This window comes from Streptomyces sp. B5E4, assembly GCF_039871555.1.
GTDB lineage: Bacteria > Actinomycetota > Actinomycetes > Streptomycetales > Streptomycetaceae > Streptomyces.
On sequence record NZ_JBDPMI010000023.1, the window covers coordinates 89,374 to 111,712 of the forward strand.

Annotated in this window: 20 protein-coding genes; 2 read left to right on the forward strand and 18 right to left on the reverse strand. The window is 72.2% G+C overall.

The window, feature by feature from the left end:
- Nucleotides 1–23: 23 nt before the first annotated feature.
- The 8 genes from alaS to ABGA99_RS25880 all read right to left on the reverse strand — a co-directional run bounded on the left by alaS (nucleotide 24) and on the right by ABGA99_RS25880 (nucleotide 8,741).
- A complete protein-coding gene (alaS, locus tag ABGA99_RS25845; protein ID WP_347575803.1) occupies nucleotides 24–2,693 on the reverse strand; it encodes an alanine--tRNA ligase in 2,670 nt (889 codons plus the stop codon).
- On the reverse strand, nucleotides 2,693–3,043 hold the full coding sequence (locus ABGA99_RS25850) for a DUF6167 family protein (RefSeq protein WP_347575802.1): 351 nt from the start codon (nucleotides 3,041–3,043) through the stop codon (nucleotides 2,693–2,695). The genes alaS and ABGA99_RS25850 overlap by 1 nt, the downstream gene beginning before the upstream one ends.
- Nucleotides 3,044–3,048: 5 nt before the next feature.
- A complete protein-coding gene (locus ABGA99_RS25855) occupies nucleotides 3,049–3,525 on the reverse strand; it encodes a DUF948 domain-containing protein (RefSeq protein WP_347575801.1) in 477 nt (158 codons plus the stop codon).
- A 196-nt stretch (nucleotides 3,526–3,721) separates the two neighbouring features.
- Nucleotides 3,722–4,333, reverse strand: coding sequence for a 30S ribosomal protein S4 (gene rpsD / locus ABGA99_RS25860; protein WP_347575800.1), 612 nt, complete (start codon nucleotides 4,331–4,333; stop codon nucleotides 3,722–3,724).
- A gap of 161 nt (nucleotides 4,334–4,494) precedes the next feature.
- Nucleotides 4,495–5,880: a replication-associated recombination protein A gene (locus ABGA99_RS25865; RefSeq protein ID WP_347575799.1), complete on the reverse strand. Its 1,386-nt coding sequence runs from the start codon at nucleotides 5,878–5,880 to the stop codon at nucleotides 4,495–4,497.
- A gap of 33 nt (nucleotides 5,881–5,913) precedes the next feature.
- The gene (locus tag ABGA99_RS25870; protein WP_347575798.1) at nucleotides 5,914–6,555 is read right to left on the reverse strand and encodes a vitamin K epoxide reductase family protein; all 642 of its coding nucleotides are present in this window, start codon (nucleotides 6,553–6,555) and stop codon (nucleotides 5,914–5,916) included.
- 183 nt (nucleotides 6,556–6,738) lie between these two features.
- Nucleotides 6,739–8,025 carry a histidine--tRNA ligase gene (gene hisS / locus ABGA99_RS25875; RefSeq protein ID WP_347575797.1) on the reverse strand — a complete coding sequence of 429 codons (1,287 nt, stop codon included), beginning with the start codon at nucleotides 8,023–8,025 and terminating at the stop codon, nucleotides 6,739–6,741.
- A complete protein-coding gene (locus ABGA99_RS25880; RefSeq protein WP_347575796.1) occupies nucleotides 8,022–8,741 on the reverse strand; it encodes an MBL fold metallo-hydrolase in 720 nt (239 codons plus the stop codon). The genes hisS and ABGA99_RS25880 overlap by 4 nt, the downstream gene beginning before the upstream one ends.
- Before the next feature lie 192 nt (nucleotides 8,742–8,933).
- On the opposite strand from ABGA99_RS25880, the gene ABGA99_RS25885 reads away from it, so the two are divergent.
- On the forward strand, nucleotides 8,934–9,788 hold the full coding sequence (locus tag ABGA99_RS25885; protein ID WP_347575795.1) for a peptidylprolyl isomerase: 855 nt from the start codon (nucleotides 8,934–8,936) through the stop codon (nucleotides 9,786–9,788).
- A 230-nt stretch (nucleotides 9,789–10,018) separates the two neighbouring features.
- Nucleotides 10,019–11,248 (forward strand): DUF349 domain-containing protein, encoded by a 1,230-nt coding sequence (locus tag ABGA99_RS25890; protein ID WP_347575794.1) that lies wholly within the window; start codon nucleotides 10,019–10,021, stop codon nucleotides 11,246–11,248.
- A 73-nt stretch (nucleotides 11,249–11,321) separates the two neighbouring features.
- Here the strand turns inward: ABGA99_RS25890 and ABGA99_RS25895 are convergent, their stop codons facing one another.
- The 10 genes from ABGA99_RS25895 to pdxT all read right to left on the reverse strand — a co-directional run bounded on the left by ABGA99_RS25895 (nucleotide 11,322) and on the right by pdxT (nucleotide 22,336).
- Nucleotides 11,322–13,820 carry a bifunctional (p)ppGpp synthetase/guanosine-3',5'-bis(diphosphate) 3'-pyrophosphohydrolase gene (locus ABGA99_RS25895; protein WP_347575793.1) on the reverse strand — a complete coding sequence of 833 codons (2,499 nt, stop codon included), beginning with the start codon at nucleotides 13,818–13,820 and terminating at the stop codon, nucleotides 11,322–11,324.
- Between the two features lie 161 nt (nucleotides 13,821–13,981).
- On the reverse strand, nucleotides 13,982–14,530 hold the full coding sequence (locus ABGA99_RS25900) for an adenine phosphoribosyltransferase (protein ID WP_347583522.1): 549 nt from the start codon (nucleotides 14,528–14,530) through the stop codon (nucleotides 13,982–13,984).
- Nucleotides 14,527–15,729, reverse strand: coding sequence for a protein translocase subunit SecF (gene secF, locus ABGA99_RS25905; RefSeq protein ID WP_347583523.1), 1,203 nt, complete (start codon nucleotides 15,727–15,729; stop codon nucleotides 14,527–14,529). The genes ABGA99_RS25900 and secF overlap by 4 nt, the downstream gene beginning before the upstream one ends.
- A gap of 1 nt (nucleotide 15,730) precedes the next feature.
- Nucleotides 15,731–17,500: a protein translocase subunit SecD gene (gene secD / locus ABGA99_RS25910; RefSeq protein ID WP_347575790.1), complete on the reverse strand. Its 1,770-nt coding sequence runs from the start codon at nucleotides 17,498–17,500 to the stop codon at nucleotides 15,731–15,733.
- Between the two features lie 160 nt (nucleotides 17,501–17,660).
- A complete protein-coding gene (yajC, locus tag ABGA99_RS25915) occupies nucleotides 17,661–18,167 on the reverse strand; it encodes a preprotein translocase subunit YajC (RefSeq protein WP_347583524.1) in 507 nt (168 codons plus the stop codon).
- A 234-nt stretch (nucleotides 18,168–18,401) separates the two neighbouring features.
- Nucleotides 18,402–19,445, reverse strand: coding sequence for a Holliday junction branch migration DNA helicase RuvB (gene ruvB, locus ABGA99_RS25920; RefSeq protein ID WP_347575788.1), 1,044 nt, complete (start codon nucleotides 19,443–19,445; stop codon nucleotides 18,402–18,404).
- Between the two features lie 70 nt (nucleotides 19,446–19,515).
- Nucleotides 19,516–20,139 carry a Holliday junction branch migration protein RuvA gene (gene ruvA / locus ABGA99_RS25925; protein ID WP_347575787.1) on the reverse strand — a complete coding sequence of 208 codons (624 nt, stop codon included), beginning with the start codon at nucleotides 20,137–20,139 and terminating at the stop codon, nucleotides 19,516–19,518.
- The gene (ruvC, locus tag ABGA99_RS25930; RefSeq protein WP_347575786.1) at nucleotides 20,136–20,795 is read right to left on the reverse strand and encodes a crossover junction endodeoxyribonuclease RuvC; all 660 of its coding nucleotides are present in this window, start codon (nucleotides 20,793–20,795) and stop codon (nucleotides 20,136–20,138) included. Before ruvC ends, ruvA begins: the two co-directional genes overlap by 4 nt.
- 123 nt (nucleotides 20,796–20,918) lie before the next feature.
- The gene (locus ABGA99_RS25935; RefSeq protein ID WP_026276296.1) at nucleotides 20,919–21,671 is read right to left on the reverse strand and encodes a YebC/PmpR family DNA-binding transcriptional regulator; all 753 of its coding nucleotides are present in this window, start codon (nucleotides 21,669–21,671) and stop codon (nucleotides 20,919–20,921) included.
- A 71-nt stretch (nucleotides 21,672–21,742) separates the two neighbouring features.
- A complete protein-coding gene (gene pdxT, locus ABGA99_RS25940) occupies nucleotides 21,743–22,336 on the reverse strand; it encodes a pyridoxal 5'-phosphate synthase glutaminase subunit PdxT (protein ID WP_347583525.1) in 594 nt (197 codons plus the stop codon).
- Nucleotides 22,337–22,339 lie beyond the last annotated feature (3 nt).

Consider the following 22,339-nt stretch of genomic DNA (forward strand, 5'->3'; position numbering starts at 1 on the left):
GCCCTCCGGCGGCTGTGGGTACATCAGGCGGCGGCCTCCGCGACGCCCCGCTCCACCGCGGCCACGGCCTCGCCGACGGCCTGCGGGTCCTGCCCGCCGCCCTGGGCGATGTCGGGCTTGCCACCGCCGCCGCCGCCGAGCGTCTTGGCCGCCGTACGCACCAGGTCGCCGGCCTTCAGACCGCGCTCACGGGCGGCCTCGTTGGTGGCGATCACGGTGAGGGGACGACCAGCCGCGACGGAGAAGAGCGCCACGACGGCCGGCCGGTCGCCGGGGATCCGGCCCCGTACGTCCAGGACGAGCTTGCGCAGGTCCTCGGCGGCGGTGCCGTCCGGCACCCGGGCGGCGACGAGCGCGACGCCGCCGACGTCCCTGGCGCCCTCCGCGAGGCCGGCGGCGGCCTGCAGCACCTTCTCGGCGCGGAACTTCTCGATCTCCTTCTCCGCGTCCTTCAGCCGGGCCAGCATCCCGGAGATCCGCTCGGGCAGCTCCTCCGGGCGGCCCTTCAGCAGCTCGGTGAGCTGGTGGACCACGGTGTGCTCACGGGCCAGGAAGTTGTACGCGTCCACGCCGACCAGGGCCTCCACCCGGCGCACGCCGGCGCCGATGGAGGACTCGCCGAGCAGCTTGACCAGGCCGAGCTGGGCGGTGTTGTGCACGTGCGTGCCGCCGCACAGCTCCTTGGAGAAGTCGCCGATGGTGACGACGCGCACCCGGTCGCCGTACTTCTCGCCGAACTCGGCCAGCGCGCCCTGCTTCTTGGCGTCCTGCATCGACATGACCTCGGCGTGCACGTCGAGTTCGCGGGCGAGCACCTCGTTGATCTTCTGCTCGACGTCGCCGAGGACACCGCCCGGCACGGCGGCGGGCGCGCCGAAGTCGAAGCGGAAGCGGCCGGGGGCGTTCTCCGAGCCGGCCTGGGCGGCGGTCGGGCCGAGGGCGTCGCGCAGCGCCTGGTGGGTGAGGTGGGTGGCGCTGTGGGCGCGGGCGATGGCGCGGCGGCGGCTCACGTCGATGGCGGCCTGCGCGGGCTCGCCGACGGTGACCTCGCCGACCTGGACGACGCCCTTGTGCACGCTGACGCCGGGCACGGGCTGCTGGACGTCGCGCACCTCGACCACGGCGCCGGAGCCGAGCCGGATCCGGCCGGTGTCGGCGAGCTGGCCGCCGCCCTCCGCGTAGAAGGGGGTGCGGTCGAGGATGACCTCGACCTCGTCGCCCTCGGTGGCGGCGGGCGAGGCCACGCCGGCGACCAGCAGGCCGACGACGGTGGACTCGGCCTCGGTGTGCGAGTAGCCGGTGAACTCGGTGGCGCCGGCGGAGTCGGCGACCTCGCGGTACGCGGACAGGTCGGCGTGGCCGGTCTTCTTGGCGGCGGCGTCGGCCTTGGCCCGGTCCCGCTGTTCCTTCATCAGCCGGCGGAAGCCGTCCTCGTCGACCGTCAGGCCCTGCTCGCCGGCCATCTCCAGCGTGAGGTCGATGGGGAAGCCCCAGGTGTCGTGGAGCAGGAACGCCTTGTCGCCGGGGAGCACGCCGGAGCCGGCGGACTTGGCCTCGGTGACGGCGGTGTCCAGCACATTGGTGCCGGCCTTGAGGGTCTTGAGGAAGCGGGCCTCCTCGGCGAGCGCCACGGACTCGATGCGCTTGCGGTCGGCGACCAGCTCCGGGTACTGCTCGCCCATGGTGGCGATGACGACGTCGACCAGCTCGCCGACGACGGGGCGGTCGGCGCCCAGGAGCTTCATGTTGCGCACGGCGCGGCGCATGATGCGGCGCAGCACGTAGCCGCGGCCCTCGTTGCCGGGGGTGACGCCGTCGCCGATGAGCATGACGGAGGCGCGCATGTGGTCGGAGACGACGCGCAGCGAGACGTCCGAGTGGCCGGCGGCGCCGTAGCGCACGCCGGTCAGCTCCTCGGCCTTGTCGATGACGGCGCGCGAGGTGTCGATCTCGTACATGTTGTGCACGCCCTGCAGGATCATCGCCAGGCGTTCGAGGCCGAGGCCGGTGTCGATGTTCTGCTGGGGCAGGTCGCCGAGGATCGGATAGTCCTTGCCCGTGCCGGGACCGCGCACGTACTGCATGAAGACCAGGTTCCAGATCTCCACGTAGCGCTCGTCGTTGACGGCGGGGCCGCCCGCCTCGCCGAACTCGGGGCCGCGGTCGTAGTTGACCTCGGAGCAGGGGCCGCAGGGACCGGGCACGCCCATGTCCCAGTAGTTCTCCTCCTTGCCCAGGCGCTGGATGCGCTCCGGGGGCACGCCGACGACGTCGCGCCAGATGCGCTCGGCCTCGTCGTCGTCCTCGTAGACCGTGATCCACAGGCGCTCGGGGTCCAGGCCGTAACCTCCCGCGTCCTGCGAGCTGGTGAGCAGCTCCCAGGCGAGGGTGGCGGCGCCCTCCTTGAAGTAGTCGCCGAAGGAGAAGTTGCCGCACATCTGGAAGAACGTGCCGTGCCGGGTGGTCTTGCCGACCTCGTCGATGTCCGGCGTGCGGATGCACTTCTGCACGCTGGTGGCGCGCTTGTACGGCGGGGTGGCCTCGCCGAGGAAGTAGGGCTTGAAGGGGACCATGCCCGCGTTGATGAGGAGCAGCGTGGGGTCGTCGGCGATCAGCGACGCCGACGGCACGACGGTGTGCCCACGCTCTTCGAAGAAGCGCAGCCAGCGGCGGCGGATTTCGGCCGACTCCATCAGTGGTCCTCTTTCAGATTGCGATTGCGGTGGTACGGGCTGCGGTCGTCGGGCCGGCGCCGGGCGGCCTTCCGTTCGAGCTGCGCCTTGGCGCGCCGGCCCGGCAGTTCGGCGGGGCGGCTGCGGGGGCTGAGTCCGAGGGCGTCGTTGAGCTGGTCCTCGCGCTCGGCCATCGCGGCGCGCACGTCCTGGGCGAAGAGCAGGGCGCGGCGGCCGGTGTCGACGGCGCGGTTGGCCGCCGTGGCGGCGATGCTCTCCGGGGAGACGCGGCGCAACGCGCGCTGTGCCCTGAGGGTGGCCCAGACGCCGGTGGCCGCACCGGTCGTGAACCAGAAGGTCCGACGGAACATGCTGCTCAGCCCTTTCTGCGCCTGGCGGAAAAGCCCCGGCGGGCGGCGGGCACCCGGGCGCTCGCGGCCCGTACGGCCCGCGCCGCGCCCGCGACGGGCCCGCCGACGACGACGTCGCCGTCGTCCCCGGCCGGGCCGCGGTTCCGGCCGAGCGCGCGCCGTACCCCGTATCCGAACGCGGCCACCTTCACCAGGGGTCCGCCGAAGGCGGTGGAGACGGTGGAGGAGAGGGCCGAGGCGTTGGCCGTGACCTCCTGCACGTCGGAGGCGATGGCGTCGACCCGGGCGAGCTGCGTGTTCGCCGAGCGGACCGTGGCGCCGGCCTCCGAGAGGAGCGGGACGGCCTCCTCGGTCACGCGCGTGACCAACTCGCTTGCCGCGCGGAGCGTCTGGGCGAGCCGGAAGAGGGCCACGGCCAGGAACGAGACCAGGATGGCCCAGAAGACGGCCACGAGGATGCCGGCCACCTCTCCACCGGACACGATGCACCGCTCCTTCAGGGCTGCTCGCCGGGCGAGTCGACGGGGTGTTGCGCTGCCAGGGCAGGCTCCGACCCTATCGCGCCGGACCGACAGCGCCGTACCGGATTAACCCCCGTGCACTGGGGAGTTGCGCGAGCGGATTGTACGTTGCGCATACTGGCGCGTACGTTCCGTGTGCCCGCGGCGGGCGGGTCCGTCAGCGCGCGTAGTACTCCACGACGAGTTGCTCGTCGCAGATGACGGGGATCTCGCGGCGGTTGGGCTCCCGGTCGAGCCGGAAGGCGAGCGCCGGCAGGTTGACCTCCAGGTAGCGGGGGGTCTCGCCGTCCGTCGCGTAGCCGCCCTCGCGCGCGACCTGGAACGGGTACTTCTCGCGGCTGCGCTCGCGGACCGTCACCACGTCGTCGGGGCGGACCCGGAAGGACGGCTTGTCGACTTTGCGGCCGTTGACCTCGATGTGGCCGTGGACGACCATCTGCCGGGACTGGTACACGGTCCGGGCCAGGCCCGCGCGGAGGACCAGCGCGTCCAGGCGGCGCTCCAGCTCGACGATCAGCGCCTCACCGGTCTTGGCCTGCACCTTGCTGGCGCGCTCGTACGCCCGGACGAGCTGGCGCTCGCTGATGTCGTACTGCGCGCGCAGGCGCTGCTTCTCGAGCAGCCGTACCTTGTAGTCGCTCGTCTGCTTGCGGCCGCGGCCGTGCATGCCGGGCGGGTACGGGCGGCTCTCGAAGTACTTGGCGGCCTTCGGAGTGAGAGGAATGCCGAGGGCCCGCGACTTGCGGACCTTGGGGCGCGGCTGGTTCACGTGGTTCCGTCCTCCTTCAGGAAGTTAGGCAAGGCTTACCTTAAGCGATGCCGGCGCTCTCGCGCTCTCACCTTCGAAAACGCGCCTGCGATTTCGGGCATTCCCGGCGGCCGGGCGCCGTGATCCGCGTCACCAGGCAACCGGGCGCCCGCGCGCCGCGGTCAGTCGCGCTCGTCGCCCCGGCCGGGACCCTCCTGGCCCCCGCCCGCCAGCCGCTCGCGCACCCGCTCGACCACCTCGGCGTACCGCGCCTCCGCGCCGTACCGCGTCGGCTCGTAGTACCGGCGGCCGGCGAGGGCTTCCGGGGCGTACTGCTGGGCGGCGATGGCGCCCGGTACGTCGTGGGGATACACGTACCCCTGCGCGTGCCCGAGCTTCTCCGCGCCCTTGTAGTGCCCGTCCCGCAGATGCGCCGGCACCGGGCCCGCCTTCCCGGCCCTCACGTCGTCCATCGCGGCGCCGATGGCCTTCGTCACCGCGTTGGACTTCGGGGCCAGCGCGAGCGCCACCGTGGCGTGCGCCAGCGTCAGCGCCGCCTCCGGGAAGCCGATCATGGCCACCGCCTGGGCCGCGGCGACCGCCGTCTGCAGCGCCGAGGAGTCGGCGAGACCGATGTCCTCGCTGGCGGAGATCATCAGCCGGCGGGCGATGAAACGCGGGTCCTCGCCCGCCTCGATCATGCGCGCCAGATAGTGCAGTGCCGCGTCCACGTCCGAGCCGCGCACGGACTTGATCAGGGCGCTGGCCACGTCGTAGTGCTGGTCGCCGTCCCGGTCGTACGCCACGGCGGCACGGTCCACCGCCGCCTCCAGCGTCGGCAGCGACACCTCCGCCTCGCCCTGCGCCAGCGCCGCCCCGGCGGCCGCCTCCAGCGCCGTGAGCGCCCGGCGCGCGTCGCCGCCGGCGATGCGCAGCAGATGCTCCTCCGACTCCTCCGGCAGCGTCACCGCGCCGCCGAGGCCGCGCTCGGCGGCGACCGCCCGGCGCAGCAGCCCGCGCACGTCGTCGTCGGTGAGCGGCTCCAGGGTGAGCAGCAGCGAGCGGGAGAGCAGCGGGGAGATCACCGAGAAGTACGGATTCTCCGTGGTGGCCGCGATCAGCGTCACCCACCGGTTCTCCACCGCGGGCAGCAGCGAGTCCTGCTGGGCCTTGCTGAAGCGGTGGATCTCGTCGAGGAAGAGGACGGTCTCCTTGCCGTACCCCCCGACGGCGCGGCGGGCGCCCTCGATGACCGCGCGGACCTCCTTGACGCCCGCGGTGATCGCGGAGAGCTCCACGAAGCGCTTCTGGGTGGCCTGGCTGACCACGTACGCCAGGGTCGTCTTGCCGGTGCCGGGCGGGCCCCACAGCAGCACGGACGCCGGGCCCGCCGGGCCCCCGGCGCCCTCGCCGACGAGCCGGCGCAGCGGTGCGCCGGGCCTGAGCAGGTGCTGCTGGCCCACGACCTCGTCGAGGCTGCGCGGGCGCATCCGGACGGCCAGCGGGGAGCTGCCGGGATCCTTCTCCTGGCGCTCCTCGGCCGCGGCGGTGAACAGGTCGGGCTCCACGCCTGCGACCCTATGCCACGGGACTGACAGCGCTCAGAGGAGCGTCTTCCAGTACGACCACCAGCGGATGCCGATCAGGATGAGCAGGATCCCGTACCACAGGACCGGCACCACCCAGTTGAACTCCAGCACGGTCTCGCGCACCCGCGCCGAGACCGGGAAGACGCCGGTCTTGACGTTGTGCACGGTGGTGTACCAGAAGATCAGGATCGTCACCGCCCAGACCAGCGAGCACCACAGGCACAGCGAGCCGATCTTGTACAGCGACGAGTACTGGAGGAAGGTGACGAAACCGACACCGAAGAGGGAGCCCGCCCACAGCCCGGTCCACCACCAGCGGCGGTGTCCCGCGCCGGCCAGCAGGCCGACGCCGATCACGACGAGCATCGGGAAGGCGATCCAGCCGACGAACGGGTTCGGGAATCCGAACACCGAGGCCTGCCAGCTCTTCATGATGTTGTTGCACGACAGAACGGGGTTCAGGCTGCAGGCCGAGACGTAGTTCGGGTCCTCCAGCAGCTTCATCTTGTCGTGCGTGATCACCGCGGACGCCACGAGACCCAGCACGCCGCCGATCACCAGCAGCCAGGCGAACGGTTTGCCCGACCCGATCAGTCCGGAATCGGGCGGGTCCTCGTGCGCTGACGGGGCCGTTCTCGTTGCGGTCGTGGTCATCTCGCTGCTTCCGTGGGCTCGGATCGGTGGCGGCACCTCATTGTGCCGCAACGCAGGGCGATCGGGCACCGGTGCACCGGTGATCAGCCGGTGGCCCGCCGGCCGTCCACCGGCAGGGTCAACGATGCCCGACCGCGCATTCGACCGGCGTAAATCCGCCCGTCAGCGCGCCACCCGCAGGGGTCAGGCCAGCAGCTTGCGCAGCTCGCCGACGACCTCGGCCAGCCCGACCGCCCGCTGCTCGCCGCTGCCGAGGTCCTTGAGCTGGACCACGCCCTCGTCGAGGTCCCGCTCCCCCGCCACCAGCGCGTAGCGCGCGCCGGAGCGGTCGGCGGACTTCATCGCGTTCTTCAGGCCCTTTCCGCCGAACGCGAAGTCCGCCGCGACCCCGGCCCGGCGCAGCTCGGTGACCACGCCGAAGAGCGTCCTGCGGGCCTGCTCGCCGAGCGCCGCCGCGTACACGTCGGTGGTCGCGGGCAGGTCCAGCACGACGCCCTCGGCCTCCAGCGCCAGCACCGTACGGTCCACGCCCAGCGCCCAGCCCACCGACGGCAGTGCGGGACCGCCGATCATCTCCGACAGCCCGTCGTAGCGGCCGCCGCCGCCGATGGCGGACTGCGCGCCGAGGCCGTCGTGGACGAACTCGAAGGTGGTGCGCGTGTAGTAGTCGAGGCCGCGGACCAGCCGGGGGTCGTCCTCGTACGCGACGCCGGCCGCGGTCAGCAGCTCGCGGACCTGCTCGTGGTACGCCTTGCACGCCTCGCACAGGTGGTCGCGCATCAGCGGCGCGGCGTCGAGCTGGGCCCGGACCTCCGGGCGCTTGTCGTCGAGCACCCGCAGCGGATTGATCTCGATCCGCTCGCGGGTGGGCCCGTCGAGGTCGAGGCCGCGCAGGAAGTCCTGCAGCGCGGTGCGGTACGCGGGCCGGCACTCCTGGTCGCCGAGGGAGTTGAGCAGCAGCCGGAAGCCCGTCAGGCCCAGCGCGCGGTAGCCGTCGACGGCCAGGACGATCAACTCGGCGTCGAGCGCCGGGTCCTCGGCGCCGATGGCCTCGGCGCCGACCTGGGAGAAGTGCCGGTAGCGGCCCTTCTGCGGGCGCTCGTAGCGGTAGTACGAACCGGAGTACCAGAGCTTGACCGGCAGGTTGCCCTGCTTGTGCAGGTTGCTCTCCAGCGCCGCGCGCAGCACGGAGGCGGTGCCCTCGGGGCGCAGCGCCAGCTCGTCGCCGCCCTTGGTGGTGAGGGTGTACATCTCCTTGGTCACGATGTCGGTGGACTCGCCGACGCCGCGGGCGAAGAGCCGTACGTCCTCGAAGCCGGGGGTCTCGACGTAGCCGTAGCCGGCGCGGCGTACGGGCGCGGCGAACGCCTCGCGGACGGCGAGGTAGGCCGCGGAGCGCGGCGGGATCAGGTCGTAGGTGCCCTTGGGGGCCTTGAAGGCCGGTGAAGTGCTCACGGAGAGTGTCGTCACATTCGTCGTCGATGGCGGAGCGGGGCGGGCTGGCCGCCCGCCCGGCCGGCGGCCAGCTCCTGCAGGAAGGGGTTGCCGGCGCGCTCGCGGCCGATGGTCGTCTGAGGGCCGTGCCCGGGGAGCACCACGGTCGAGTCGTCGAGCGGCAGGCACACGCGGGCCAGCGACTGAAGGATCTCGGCGCTGTCGCCGCCGGGCAGGTCGGTGCGTCCGATGGAGCCGGCGAAGAGCAGGTCCCCCGAGAAGAGGACCTGCGGCACATCCTGCTGCCCGGGCAGCCGGAAGGTCACCGACCCCTTGGTATGGCCGGGCGCGTGCGCGACCGTGAGGCTCAGCCCGGCCAGCGCCAGCTCGGCGCCGTCGGCGAGCTCGACCACGTCGTCCGGCTCGCCCACGGTCAGGTCGCCGAGGAGCGGCGCCCCGATGGCCATGCCGAGCGCCTTCTCGGGGTCGGCGAGCATGTACCGGTCGGCGGGGTGGATCCAGGCGGGCACGTCGTGGGCGCCGCAGACGGGGATCACCGAGGCGACGTGGTCGAGGTGCCCGTGGGTGAGCACGACCGCGACCGGCTTGAGCCGGTGCTTGGCGACCGCCTCCGCGACGCCGTCCGCCGCCCGGTGCCCGGGATCGACGATCACGCACTCCTCCCCCGCGGCCGGGGCGAGGAGGTAACAGTTGGTGCCCCATGCGCCCGCGGGGAACCCGGCAATGAGCACGATCGTCCTTCACCTGTCGGATGTCGTCGGATGTGTGCCGCCGCCGGGAGCCGCGCGCCCGCGGCAGCCCCGGAATTGCGGCCGTTCCGAGACTACCGGCGCTCCTCATCCGGCAGCGAATCGATATACGGTACGGCACACGGAATTCCGGTCCACGAACGCGTGTGGCAGCGACTCGAGGGAGAAGACGCGGTGGTCAGCAGGGACCAGCGGAGGCGGCAGCTCGCCCGGGACAAGTACGAGCGGCAGCAGCGCAGGCGCGCCGACCGCAGAAAGCACAACCGGAAGCTCGCGGCGGTGATCACGGCCCCGCTGGTGGTGGTGATCACCGTGGTCGCGGTCGCGGCCTTCACCGGCTTCGGTTCCGGCGACGACGACAAGAAGAAGGACGACGCCGCGGCGCCCAGCGCGAGCCCGGAGAAGGCGCACGACCCCTGCGGCAAGCCGGAGGACGGCAAGCCGTCGGACAAGACGTGGAAGAAGGAGCCGAAGCTCGACATCGACGACTCGGCGACGTACACGATGACCCTGTCGACCACCTGTGGCGACATAGGCATCGAGATGGACGCGGGCAAGGCGCCGCACACGGTGAACAACATGCGCTTCCTCGCCGGCGAGGGCTACTTCGACCACAGCCCGTGCCACCGGCTGACCGGCCAGGAGTCCGGCATCTTCGTGCTGCAGTGCGGCGACCCGGCCGGCACCGGCCAGGGCGGCCCCGGCTACACGATCCCGGACGAGAACCTGAAGGACAAAGCGGTCAAGGGCGGGACGTACCCGGCGGGCACCGTGGCGATGGCCAACACCGGCCAGAAGGACTCCGGCGGCAGCCAGTTCTTCCTGGTCTACCAGGACAGCCCGCTGCCCCCGAACTACACGCCGTTCGGTCAGCTCACCGACGAGGGCACGGCCACGGTCAAGACCATCGCCGAGGCCGGGGCGCAGCCGCAGGACCCGCAGACCGGCAACACCGCCCCGAACGCGACGGTGGTCATCAACAAGGCGACCGTCACCGAGGGCACCAAGGAGCAGGAGACCGACCACTGAGCCACCGCCGGGGCCGCGTCGTTACGGGATTGGTCTCGCGCGGGATGCGGACAGCCGGCCCGCCGTTCGCCTATGTTGGCGTTGTGCAGGTGCGGGGGTGCCGGCGGCAGTCGCTTTCGCCCGCCGCCGGATCGGCCGGATCCGGTACCCCATCCCCTTTCCGGCCGCAGACAACTGTGGAAGACGCCGCCGGGCTGCCGGGCCCGCGGGGCGTCATGTGAGGAGGCGCTGTGAGCAGCGACCCATGGGGCCGGGTCGACGAGACGGGCACCGTGTACGTGCGTACCGCCGACGGCGAGCGAGTCGTCGGCTCCTGGCAGGCGGGCTCGGCCGAGGAGGCGCTCGCTTACTTCAAGCGCAAGTACGAGGGCCTGGTCGTGGAGATCGGCCTCCTCGAGCGCCGGGTGCGGACCACCGACCTGTCCACGAAGGACGCCACCACCGCCATCGAGCACCTGCGCGCGCAGGTCTCGGAGGCGCACGCCGTCGGTGACCTGGACGCGCTGACGGCGCGGCTCGACCGGCTGGTGGAGGCCGTGGGCGCCCGTCAGGAGGAGCGCAAGGCGGCCAAGGTCAAGCATCAGCAGGAGGTGCGCGAGTCCAAGGAGGCGGTGGTCGCCGAGGCGGAGGAGCTGGCGCAGAGCGAGCAGTGGCGCGCGGCGGGCGAGCGGCTGCGGGAGCTGGTGGAGACCTGGAAGGGTCTGCCGCGGCTGGACCGCAGGAGCGACGACGAGCTGTGGCACCGCTTCAGCCATGCGCGCTCGGCGTTCTCCAAGCGCCGCAAGGCCCACTTCGCGTCCCTCGACGCCCAGCGCGAGGAGGCCAGGCGGCGCAAGGAGAAGCTGGTGGAGGAGGCGGAGGCGCTCTCCGGCTCCCGCGAGTGGGGGCCGACGGCCGCCCGCTACCGCGAGCTGATGGCGGACTGGAAGGCCGCGGGCCGCGCGCAGCGCGACCAGGAGGAGGACCTGTGGGCCCGCTTCCGCGGGGCGCAGGACGTCTTCTTCCAGGCCCGCGGCGAGGTCTTCGCCGAGCGCGACAGCGAGCAGCGCGAGAACCTGACGCGCAAGGAGGAGCTGGTCGCGGAGGCGGAGAAGCTGCTGCCCGTCACCGACCTCAAGACCGCCAGGGGAGCCTTCCGCTCGATCAACGAGCGGTGGGAGGCCATCGGGCACGTACCGCGGGACGCCCGGACGAAGATCGAGGCCCGGATGCACGCCGTGGAGCGGTCCATCGGCGAGGCGGAGGAGGCCGAGTGGCGCCGTACGAACCCGGAGGCGCGGGCGCGCGCCGAGGGGCTCACGGGGCAGTTGCAGGACGCCGTGGACAAGCTGCACCGGCAGATCGACCAGGCGCGGGCGCAGGGCAACGCGGCCAAGGCCGACAAGCTCGCCCGTGAGCTGGAGGGCCGGCAGGCGCTGCTCGACCAGGCGCTCAAGGGCCTGCGGGAGTTCGGCGGCTGAGCAAGCCTCCACGTGACGCGGGCCCCGCCGTACGGCGGGGCCCGCGTCGTGTCCGGGACGGTGGCGGGTGCGCTCAGTTGTTCCGGGCGGAGGTGACGCGGTACACGTCGTAGACGCCCTCCACCTTCCGTACCGCCTTCAGTACGTGCCCGAGGTGCTTCGGGTCGCCCATCTCGAACGTGAAGCGCGAGGTGGCCACCCGGTCGCGGGAGGTCTGCACGGCGGCGGACAGGATGTTCACGTGCTGGTCGGAGAGCACCCTGGTGACGTCCGAGAGCAGCCGGGAGCGGTCCAGCGCCTCCACCTGGATGGCGACGAGGAAGACCGACGACTGCGTCGGCGCCCACTCCACCTCGATGATCCGCTCGGGCTGCTGCGACAGCGACTCGACGTTGACGCAGTCGGCACGGTGCACGGAGACGCCCTTGCCGCGGGTGACGAAGCCGATGATCGGGTCTCCGGGCACCGGCGTACAGCAGCGGGAGAGCTTGACCCAGACGTCGTCGACGCCCTTGACGATCACGCCGGGGTCGTTGACCGCCCGGCGCTTGCGGGTCTTGCCGTGCAGCGGCGGCGCGGTCTCCTCGATGTCCTCGGTGGCCGCCTCCTCGCCGCCGAGCGCCTGGACCAGCTTCTGCACCACGTTCTGCGCGGAGATGTGGCCCTCGCCGATCGCCGCGTAGAGCGCGGAGATGTCGGGGTAGCGCATCTCGTGCGCAATGGTGACCAGCGAGTCGCCGGTCAGGATGCGCTGGATCGGCAGGTTCTGCTTGCGCATCGCCCGCGCGATGGAGTCCTTGCCCTGCTCGATGGCCTCGTCCCGGCGCTCCTTGGAGAACCAGGCGCGGATCTTGTTGCGCGCGCGGGGCGACTTGACGAAGTTCAGCCAGTCACGGGAGGGGCCCGCGCCGGCCGCCTTGGAGGTGAAGACCTCGACGGTGTCGCCGTTGTCGAGCGCGGACTCCAGCGGTACGAGCCGGCCGCCGACCCGCGCTCCTATCGTCTTGTGGCCGACCTCGGTGTGCACCGCGTAGGCGAAGTCGACGGGCGTCGCGCCCGCGGGCAGGGCGATCACGTCGCCCTTGGGCGTGAAGACGAAGACCTCGTGACGGGACAGGTCGAAGCGCAGCGCGTCCAGGAACTCGCCGGGGTCCTCGGTCTCCTTCTGCCAGTCGATCAACTGCCGCAGCCAGGCCATGTCGTTGACCTGCTCGGACTTGCTGCCCCTGCGGGTGCCCGTGCCCTGCTGGCGGGCGGCGCCGCCGGTCGCCTCCTGCTTGTACTTCCAGTGGGCGGCGATGCCGTACTCGGCGCGGCGGTGCATGTCGAACGTGCGGAGCTGCAGCTCGACCGGCTTGCCCTCGGGTCCGATGACCGTCGTGTGCAGCGACTGGTACATGTTGAACTTGGGCATCGCGATGTAGTCCTTGAACCGTCCGGGGACGGGGTTCCACCGCGCGTGGATGGTGCCGAGCGCCGCGTAGCAGTCGCGGACCGAGTCGACGAGGACGCGGATGCCCACCAGGTCGTAGATCTCGGCGAAGTCGCGGCCGCGCACGATCATCTTCTGGTAGACGCTGTAGTAGTGCTTCGGGCGGCCGGTGACGGTCGCCTTGATCCGGGCGCTGCGCAGGTCCTGCTGCACCTCGTCGATGACGACGGCCAGGTACTCGTCCCGCTTCGGGGCGCGCTCGGCGACCAGGCGGACGATCTCGTCGTACATCTTCGGGTAGAGGATCGCGAAGGCGAGGTCCTCCAGCTCCCACTTGATGGTGTTCATGCCCAGCCGGTGGGCCAGCGGCGCGTAGATCTCCAGCGTCTCGCGCGCCTTCTGCTCCTGCTTCTCCCGGCGCAGGTAGCGCATCGTGCGCATGTTGTGCAGCCGGTCGGCGAGCTTGATCACCAGGACCCGGGGGTCCTTGGCCATGGCGACGACCATCTTGCGCACGGTCTCCGCCTGCGCGGCCTCGCCGAACTTGACCTTGTCCAGCTTGGTGACGCCGTCCACCAGCAGCGTGACCTGGTCGCCGAAGTCGCGGCGCAGGTCTTCGAGCCCGTACTCGGTGTCCTCCACCGTGTCGTGCAGCAGCCCCGCCATCAGCGTGGCCGGGTCCATGCCCAGCTCGGCCAGGATCGTGGTGACGGCGAGGGGGTGGGTGATGTACGGGTCACCGCTCTTGCGCTTCTGGCCGCGGTGCCAGCGCTCCGCGACCTGGTACGCGCGCTCTATCTGGCGCAGCGTCGAGGTGTCGGCCTTCGGGTCGTTCCCCCGCACTATCCGCAGCAGCGGCTCCAGCACCGGGTTGTACGGGCTCTGCCGCTGCACCCCGAGGCGCGCCAGCCGGGCCCGTACGCGACTCGGAGAGCCACCGCGGCCCGCCTGCCCGCCGCCGTGGCCCGAGGCGGGCTCGACGCGCGCGGGAGCGGCCGGCTGCGCGCGCCCCTCGGGCGGCGCCGTCCGGCGTCCTGAGCCGTTCTCCGCTGCCCGCGCGGGCAGCGGAGAGTCAGCCGCGCCGGGCTGGCGCTGCTTCTCGGGCGGCGCGGCGGTGGACCGATGAGCCTCGTCTGGCAAGAGCACTCCTTGACGGTGGACGGCCCACGGGGAGATCCCCGGAACTGCCATGGTATCTGCCGTCGCGCCCGCACCACCCGGCAACCGCCTGACCAGGCCCCGACCGGGCAGAACCCCGGCCGGGCCGGCGTCCCGGACCCTCCGGCGGGCCCGGGACGGTTTCAGACGGTGAGGAGCGCGTCCAGCGGAGCGCCGGCGAGCACCTGCTCGACCCGCGCCCGGCCCTCCAGGAATCCCAGCTCCAGCAGTACGGCCAGACCGGTGACGGAGCCGCCGGCCCGGCGGATGAGCTCCACCGACGCCTCCGCGGTACCGCCGGTGGCCAGCACGTCGTCGATGACGAGCACGCGGTCGCCGGGCTGCAGGGCGTCGGCGTGTATCTCGATCTCCGCCGTGCCGTACTCCAGGTCGTACGCCTGCCCGAGGGTGGGGCCCGGGAGCTTGCCCGCCTTGCGTACGGGCACGAAGCCGATCCCGGCCCGCACCGCGACCGGCGCGGCCAGGATGAAGCCACGCGCCTCCAGGCCGACGACCTTCTGCGCACCCTGCTCCCGGCAGACCTCCGTGAGCGCGTCGGTGAGCACGGCGAACGCCTTCGGGTCGGCCAGCAGCGGCGTGATGTCCTTGAACATCACGCCCGGCTGCGGGTAGTCCGGCACGTCCTGGATCCGGCTGAGCAGCAGCTCCCTGGTCCCCTCCGGCACACTCACCTGCGCTTGCCTCCCGACCGGCCGCCGCGGCTGCCGGAGGGGCGGCCACGGCCGCGCTGCCGGGACACCGGCTGCTGCCGGCGGCCCTCTCCGCTCGGGGATCCGACGACTCCTTGACCCGCGGGCTCGGGGGCGCGGGGGTCGTCCTCGGGCTCGCCGTCCGCGGCGTCCGCCGCGCCGGGGCCGTCCTCGCGCCCGGCCGGCCCCTTGTCGCCGCGGGCGGCGGCACGGGCGTCGGAGGCCCGCCGGGCGGCCACGCGCTTGTTGTGGGCCTGTATGGCGGGGTCGCGCTCCTTGAAGTCGACCACCAGCGGGGTGGCGATGAAGATCGAGGAGTACGCGCCGGCCGCGAGGCCGACGAACAGCGACAGCGCGATGTCGTTGAGCATGCCGCCGCCGAGGACGCCGCCGCCGATGAACAGCAGGCCGGCGACCGGCAGCAGGGCCACGACGGAGGTGTTGATGGAGCGGACGAGCGTGCCGTTGAGGCTGCGGTTGGCCGCCTCGCGGTAGGTGAAGCCCGTCTGTTTGGTGATGTCCTTCGTGCTCTCCTTGAGCCCGTCGAAGACCACCACCGTGTCGTACAGCGAGTAACCGAGGATGGTCAGCAGACCGATGACCGTGCCCGGCGTGACTTCGAAGCCGACGATCGTGTAGACGCCGACCGTGATCGTCAGGTCGTGGATCAGCGCGACGAGCGCCGAGAGCGCCATGCGCCACTCGAAGGCGATGGCGAGATAGATCACCACGAGGACCATGAAGATCGCCAGGCCCTGCCACGCCTTGTTCGCGATCTGCTCGCCCCAACTGGGTCCGACGAGCTGGTCGTTGATGTCCTGCGCGTCGACGTTCAGCTCTTCGGCGAGCGCGGTCTTGACCTTGTCGGACTGCTGTGTCTCGATGCTGCTGACCTGGATGCGGAGCTTCCCGCTGCCCAGCTCCTGGACGATCGCCTGGTGTCCCGAGGCGTCCTCGGCGACCTCCTGGGCCTGCGAGACCGAGGTCTCGGTCTTCGGAGTGGTGAAGACCGCACCGCCCTCGAACTCGATGCCCATGTTCAGGCCGCGGATGAAGAAGCCGGCGATCGCGATGATCGTGATGAGGACGGAGACGCCGTACCAGAGGAACCGCTTGGCGACGAAGTCGTAGCCGGCCTCACCGCGGTAGAGGCGGGCGCCGAGGGTGCCGAGGCGCGACATCTCAGACCTCCTTCGGGTTGACGGGACCGGCGACGCGCGGGCGGCCGCGCAGCGGTGGCCTGGCTCCCAGCCGTTTGGGATCGAGCCCGGACCAGGGATGGCCGCTGGCGAAGAACCGCTTGCGGGCCAGGATGGTCATGACCGGCTTGGTGAAGAGGAAGACCACGACGACGTCGAGGAGCGTGGTCAGGCCCAGCGTGAAGGCGAAGCCCTGCACCTTGCCGACGGTGACCGTGAAGAGCACGGCCGCGGCGAGGAAGGACACGAAGTCGGACACCAGGATGGTGCGCCGGGCCCGCGGCCAGCCGCGCTCCACCGCCGGGCGCAGCGTGCGGCCCTCGCGGATCTCGTCGCGGATGCGCTCGAAGTAGACGATGAACGAGTCCGCGGTGATACCGATGGCCACGATCGCGCCGCAGACCGCCGGAAGGTTCAGCGCGAAGCCGATGCCGGGGCCGAGCAGCGCCATGATCGTGTACGTGAGGGCGGCGGAGACCAGGAGGCTGACGACGGCCACCAGGGCCAGCCCGCGGTAGTACGCGACGAGGTAGATGATCACCAGCGCCAGCCCGACGGCGCCGGCGATGAGGCCCGCCTCCAACTGCTCGTTGCCGAGGGCCGGCGAGACGGTGGTGACCTCGGACTCCTGGAAGGACAGCGGCAGGGCACCGTACGACAGGACGTTGGCCAGCTCCTCGGCCGACTCCTGGTTGAAGCTGCCGGAGATCTGCGCCCGGCCGCCGGTGATCGACTCGTCGACGGAGGGCGCGGAGACGACCTCGCCGTCGAGCTCGATGGCGAACTGGTTGTTCGGCGGGGCCTGGCCGGCGAGCGTGCCGGTGACGTCGGCGAACTTGTCGGAGCCCTTGTCGTTGAACTCAAGCTGCACGATCCAGCCGGAGCCCTGCTGGGCGTCGTACGTGGCGGAGGCGTCGTCGACGTCCGTGCCCTCGACCTCGGCCGGGCCGAGCGCGTACTTGTACGCGCCGTCGCTGTCGCACGCGACGACGGTGTCGGTCGGCTTGGCGTTCTCGCCGGTCTTGGTGCGCTCCTCGGCGTCGGAGCAGTCCAGCGCGTCCAGCTTCTTCTGCACGTCGGCGGGGACCTGGCCCGTGGGCGCCTGCTCGGCCGGGGGCGTCTCGGCGGGCGGCGCCTGCGACTCGGTCGGGCTGGGCGAGTCGTCGGCCTGGGCGAGGCCCTCGGACAGGGCGCGTCCCTGCTCGGTGGCGTCGTCGCTCGGGCTCGCGCCGTCGCTCGCCTCGTCGGAGGCGGTCTCGGACGGGGACGGGGAGGAGGAGGCGTCCTTGTCCTTCTCCGTGTCCCCGGACTCCGAGGCGCTGGGCTCCGGTGCGGGGGCCTCGTTCGCCACGTAGGAGAGCACGGGGCGGAAGAAGAGCCGCGCGGTGGTGCCCACCTGCTCGCGCGCCGTCTTCTGGTCGGTCCCCTTGGGGATGTTGACGATGATGTGCCGGTCGCCCTGCGTCTGGACTTCCGCCTCCTGCACACCGAGGCCGTTGACACGGCGCTCGATGATGTTGACGGCGGTATCCATATTGGTGGAGTTGATCGCGTTCTCACTGCCCGGCTGGTTCTTGGCCTCCAGCGTGATGCTGGTGCCGCCGGCCAGGTCGATGCCGAGGCGCGGGGTGGTGTGTCCGGAAAGGAACATCCCACCGGTGAGCGCGGCGATCGCGGTCAGGATCAGCAGCAGGGGGCGCCAGGGCCTGCCGTGAGATCCCTGGGACCTGCGGCCCGTTTTGGGTGCTGCCACCTTCTCGATTCTCCTGTCCAGACACCGCGCGGCGGGGCTCGTCGCGCGGTCACGAAGTGTAGCCCCGCGGTGCCGCGAGGCGAAAAGTGACCGGTCCCCCGTTCACCGCGGCCGGCGGCGCCTCCGCACGGGGTGCGGGGCCGCCGCCGAAAGGCCGCGGTCACTTCGCGGCGGAGCCGCCGTTCTTCTTCTCGTCCTCGTCGGTGGCGTCCGCTGCCTCCGCGTCGCCTTCGGCGTCGCCGGCCGCGTCCTTCTTGTCGAGGTCGATGCGGTCCGAGGTCTCCTTGCGGTCCTCGGAATCCTCGTCACCGGTCTCGCCTTCGGCGGACTCGGTCAGCGAGGAGGCGTCGTCGGGCGCCGTGATCTCCTCGTCGTCGAACTCCGGAGCGCCGTGCACGATGCGGTTGTATTCGGCGTCGTCCAGGACGGCGCCGATGGAGTTCTTCGCGTAGATCGCGTGTACTCCGGGGGCCACCTCCAGAAGGAGGGTGTCCTCGTGGACCTCCTTGACCGTGGCGTACATGCCGCCGATGGTCCGCACGCCGCTGCCCGGCTGCAATTGGTCCCGCATGTTCGTCATCTGGCGCTGCTTGTTCTTTGCCGAGCGGGTCATCAGGAACATCGCCCCGATGAGCACGATGAACGGCAAGAGAATCGTGATATCCACGGTGTCCGGGTTTCCTTCGTAGGACCGCGTTCGCCACGGCCTCGTTCTGGGGGGCGGGGGTACCCTCCGGTTCCGGAAGGCGTCGGCGGAGTCTAAGCGAGTTCCGCCGTGTGAACAACGCCCAGCATGTCACCCGCGTTCCGTAACCGGCGAGTCTCCGCGCCGCCGCGGTTTCGGCCGGGGCACCCGCGGCGGCCGGGCCCCGGCCGCCGCACGGCGGGCGCGGCTGGGCGCTCAGAACGCGGTCTGCTGCATGCCGCCGCCGGGCTGCGGGGGCGTGAGGCCCAGGTGGGCCCAGGCCGCCGGGGTGGCGACGCGGCCGCGGGGGGTACGGGCCAGCAGCCCTTCGCGTACGAGGAAGGGCTCGGCGACCTCCTCGACGGTCTCCCGCTCCTCCCCCACCGCCACGGCCAGCGTGGACAGCCCGACGGGGCCGCCGGAGAAGAGCTTGAGCAGGGCGCCCAGCACGGCGCGGTCGAGGCGGTCGAGGCCGCGGTCGTCGACCTCGTAGACCTCCAGGCCGCGGGCGGCGATCTCGCGCGTGATCACGCCGTCGGCCTTGACCTGGGCGTAGTCCCGCACCCGGCGCAGCAGGCGGTTCGCGATGCGGGGGGTGCCGCGGGAGCGGCCGGCGATCTCGGCGGCGCCGGCGGCGTCCACGGAGACGTCGAGGAGGTGGGCGGAGCGGTGCAGGACGCGCTCCAGCTCGGCCGGCGAGTAGAACTCCATGTGCCCGGTGAAGCCGAAGCGGTCGCGCAGCGGCGGGGGCAGGAGCCCGGCCCGCGTGGTGGCGCCGACCAGGGTGAAGGGGGGCAGCTCCAGCGGGATGGCGGTGGCTCCGGGGCCCTTGCCGACGATGACGTCGACCCGCAGGTCCTCCATCGCCATGTAGAGCATCTCCTCGGCGGGGCGGGACATGCGGTGGAGCTCGTCGAGGAAGAGCACCTCGCCCTCCTGGAGGGAGGAGAGGATCGCGGCGAGGTCGCCGGCGTGCTGGATGGCGGGGCCCGAGGTGATGCGGATCGGGGCGGCCATCTCGGCGGCGACGATCATCGCGAGGGTGGTCTTGCCGAGGCCGGGGGCGCCGGAGAGGAGCACGTGGTCGGCGGCGCCGCCGCGCTGGCGGGCGGCGCGCAGCACCAGGTCGAGCTGTTCGCGCACACGCTCCTGGCCGACGAACTCGGCCAGGTCCTTGGGGCGCAGCGCGGTCTCCACCGCCCGGTCGTCGGCGTCGGCGGCCGAGTCCACCAGCCGCGGGTCGGCGTCCTCCCAGGTCATCGTGGATCCGTCCGTCGTGGTTCGGGTGCTGTCGCGGTGCGTCGTACGCGCCGGGGGCCGGGCGGCGCCGTCATCGGGCCCGGTTCAGGGTCTGCAGGGCGGCGCGCAGCAACTGCGGCAGCGGCGGGGGCGCGGCGCCGTTCTCCTCCGCCTGCGGGGCGACGGCGGTGACGGCCTCGTCGGCCTCGCGCGGCGCGTACCCGAGGCCGGTGAGGGCGGCGTGCAACTGCTCGCGCCAGCCGGCGGCCGGGGCGGCGCCGGCCTGCCTGCCGACGAGGCCGCTGCTGCCCAGCGGCTCGCCGAGCCGGTCCTTCAGCTCCAGCAGCAGCTTCTGCGCGCCCTTCCTGCCGATGCCGGGGACGGCGGTGAGCGCCTTCTCGTCGCCGGTGGAGACGGCGAGGCGCAGTGCGTCCGGGCGGTGCACGGCGAGCATGGCCTGGGCCAGCCGGGGGCCGACGCCGCTGGCGGTCTGGAGCAGCTCGAAGACCTGGCGCTCGTCGTCGTCGGCGAAGCCGTAGAGGGTGAGGGAGTCCTCCCGGACGACGAGGGAGGTGGCCAGCCGGGCGTCCGTGCCGACGCGCAGCGTGGACAGGGTGTCGGGCGTGCACTTGACGGCCATGCCGATGCCGCCGACCTCGATGACCGCGGCGTCGGGCGCGAGGGCGGCGACGGGGCCGCTGACGAAGGCGATCATGCGGGGTCTCTCCGGATCTCGCAGTCCCGGGGCTCCGGGCGGTCCTGGCCCGCGCGGCCGGCGCGCGGGGCGCCCCGGCCGGCCGGGCGGGCGGTGCGCCGCACGCCGGGGGCCGCGCCCGGGGCGGCCGTCGCCGCGCGCGGGGGTGCGCCCGCGGCACGGGCGCGCAGCAGGCGGTCCTGGGCGGGGGCGCGCCACAGATGGCAGATGGCCAGCGCCAGTGCGTCGGCGGCGTCGGCCGGCTTGGGCGGGGCGTCGAGCCGCAGCAGCCGGGTGACCATGGCGCCGACCTGGGCCTTGTCGGCGCGGCCCGAGCCGGTGACGGCGGCCTTGACCTCGCTGGGGGTGTGCAGCGCGACGGGCAGGCCGCGGCGGGCGGCACAGAGGATGGCGACGGCGCTGGCCTGGGCGGTGCCCATGACGGTGCGTACGTTGTGCTGGCTGAAGACGCGCTCGACGGCGACGGCCTCGGGCTGCTGCACCTCCAGCCACTCCTCTATGCCGCGCTCGATGAGCAGCAGCCGCTCGGGCATCGGGGCGTCGGAGGAGGTGCGTACGACGCCGACGGCGACCATCCGCAGCGCCCGGCCCGGCGCTCCGTCCACGACGCCCACGCCGCACCGCGTGAGCCCCGGGTCCACTCCGAGTACCCGCACCGGCCGCCCCCTCTCCTCTGCCCGCGTACGTGTGTGCAGGCTACCGGCCGGCACCGACAGCGCAGCCGAAGGGCCCGCCGGATGTCGCCATCCTGCGGGCCCCTCACGGCGTGCGCGTATGGCTCAGGCGGAGGCCTTCTCCATGACCTCGTCGGAGACGTCGAAGTTGGCGAAGACGTTCTGCACGTCGTCGCTGTCCTCCAGGGCGTCGATGAGCCGGAAGATCTTGCGGGCGCCCTCCTCGTCCAGCTCCACCTGCATGGTGGGGACGAAGTTCGCCTCGGCCGAGTCGTAGTCGATCCCGGCGTCCTGCAGGGCGGTGCGGACCGCGACCATGTCGCCGGCCTCGCTGAGCACCTCGAAGGACTCGCCCAGGTCGTTGACCTCCTCGGCGCCGGCGTCCAGCACCGCGGCCAGCACGTCGTCCTCGCCCAGCTCGCCCTTGGGGACGATCACCACGCCCTTGCGGTTGAACAGGTAGGACACGGAGCCGGGGTCGGCCATGGAGCCGCCGTTGCGCGTCATGGCGACGCGGACGTCGGAGGCGGCGCGGTTGCGGTTGTCGGTCAGGCACTCGATGAGGACCGCCACGCCGTTGGGGCCGTAACCCTCGTACATGATCGTCTCGTACTCGGCGCCGCCCGCTTCGAGACCGGCGCCGCGCTTGACGGCGCTGTCGATGTTCTTGTTCGGGACGGACTGCTTCTTGGCCTTCTGGATCGCGTCGTAGAGCGTGGGATTTCCGTCCGGGTCGGCCCCCCCCTGCCGCGCCGCGACCTCGACGTTCTTGATCAGCTTGGCGAAGAGCTTTCCTCGCTTGGCATCGATCACGGCCTTCTTGTGCTTGGTGGTTGCCCACTTAGAGTGGCCGGACACAGCCCCGCTCCATTCCGCGTTCCGCGCATTCGACTAACCGGCAACGAACTCGTCGATCCTACCGGTGCCGGTCAGCCCGCCCGGCGCACCATATCGGCGAAGAGGGCGTGCACGCGGTGGTCGCCGGTGAGTTCGGGATGGAACGACGTCGCCAGCAGCGGACCCTGCCGGACGGCGACGGGGTGCCCGCCGACCTCCGCCAGCCGCTCCACCCGGGCGCCGGTGGACTCTACCCACGGCGCCCGGATGAAGACGCCGTGCACCGGACCGCCGGGGACCCCGGCCACCTCCAGCGGCACCTCGAACGACTCGTTCTGCCGGCCGAAGGCGTTGCGGCGCACGATCATGTCGATGCCGCCGACGGTCTCCTGCCCGGAGCGCGGGTCGAGGATCTTGTCGGCCAGCATGATCATGCCGGCGCAGGAGCCGTACGCGGGCATGCCCGCCCGTACCCGCTCGCGCAGCGGCTCCAGCAGCCCGAAGGCGACGGCGAGCTTGGACATCGTGGTGGACTCGCCACCGGGGATGACCAGACCCGAGACCTCCGCCAGCTCCGCCGGCCTGCGGACCGGTACGGCGCTCGCGCCGGCCGCGTCGAGGGCGACAAGATGCTCGCGTACGTCGCCCTGGAGGGCGAGGACGCCTATGACGGGGGCGGTGCCCATGCT

Excerpts from the sequence above, each read along its gene's own strand:
- secF (WP_347583523.1), bottom strand. The coding sequence starts at position 15,729 with ATGTCGCGCCTCGGCACCCTCGGCGCCCGCCTCTACCGCGGTGAGGCC.
- ABGA99_RS25870 (WP_347575798.1), bottom strand. The coding sequence starts at position 6,555 with ATGACCACGACCGCAACGAGAACGGCCCCGTCAGCGCACGAGGACCCG.
- ruvB (WP_347575788.1), bottom strand. The coding sequence starts at position 19,445 with ATGACCTGGGAGGACGCCGACCCGCGGCTGGTGGACTCGGCCGCCGAC.
- alaS (WP_347575803.1), bottom strand. The coding sequence starts at position 2,693 with ATGGAGTCGGCCGAAATCCGCCGCCGCTGGCTGCGCTTCTTCGAAGAG.
- pdxT (WP_347583525.1), bottom strand. The coding sequence starts at position 22,336 with ATGGGCACCGCCCCCGTCATAGGCGTCCTCGCCCTCCAGGGCGACGTA.
- ABGA99_RS25850 (WP_347575802.1), bottom strand. The coding sequence starts at position 3,043 with ATGTTCCGTCGGACCTTCTGGTTCACGACCGGTGCGGCCACCGGCGTC.
- ruvA (WP_347575787.1), bottom strand. The coding sequence starts at position 20,139 with ATGATCGCCTTCGTCAGCGGCCCCGTCGCCGCCCTCGCGCCCGACGCC.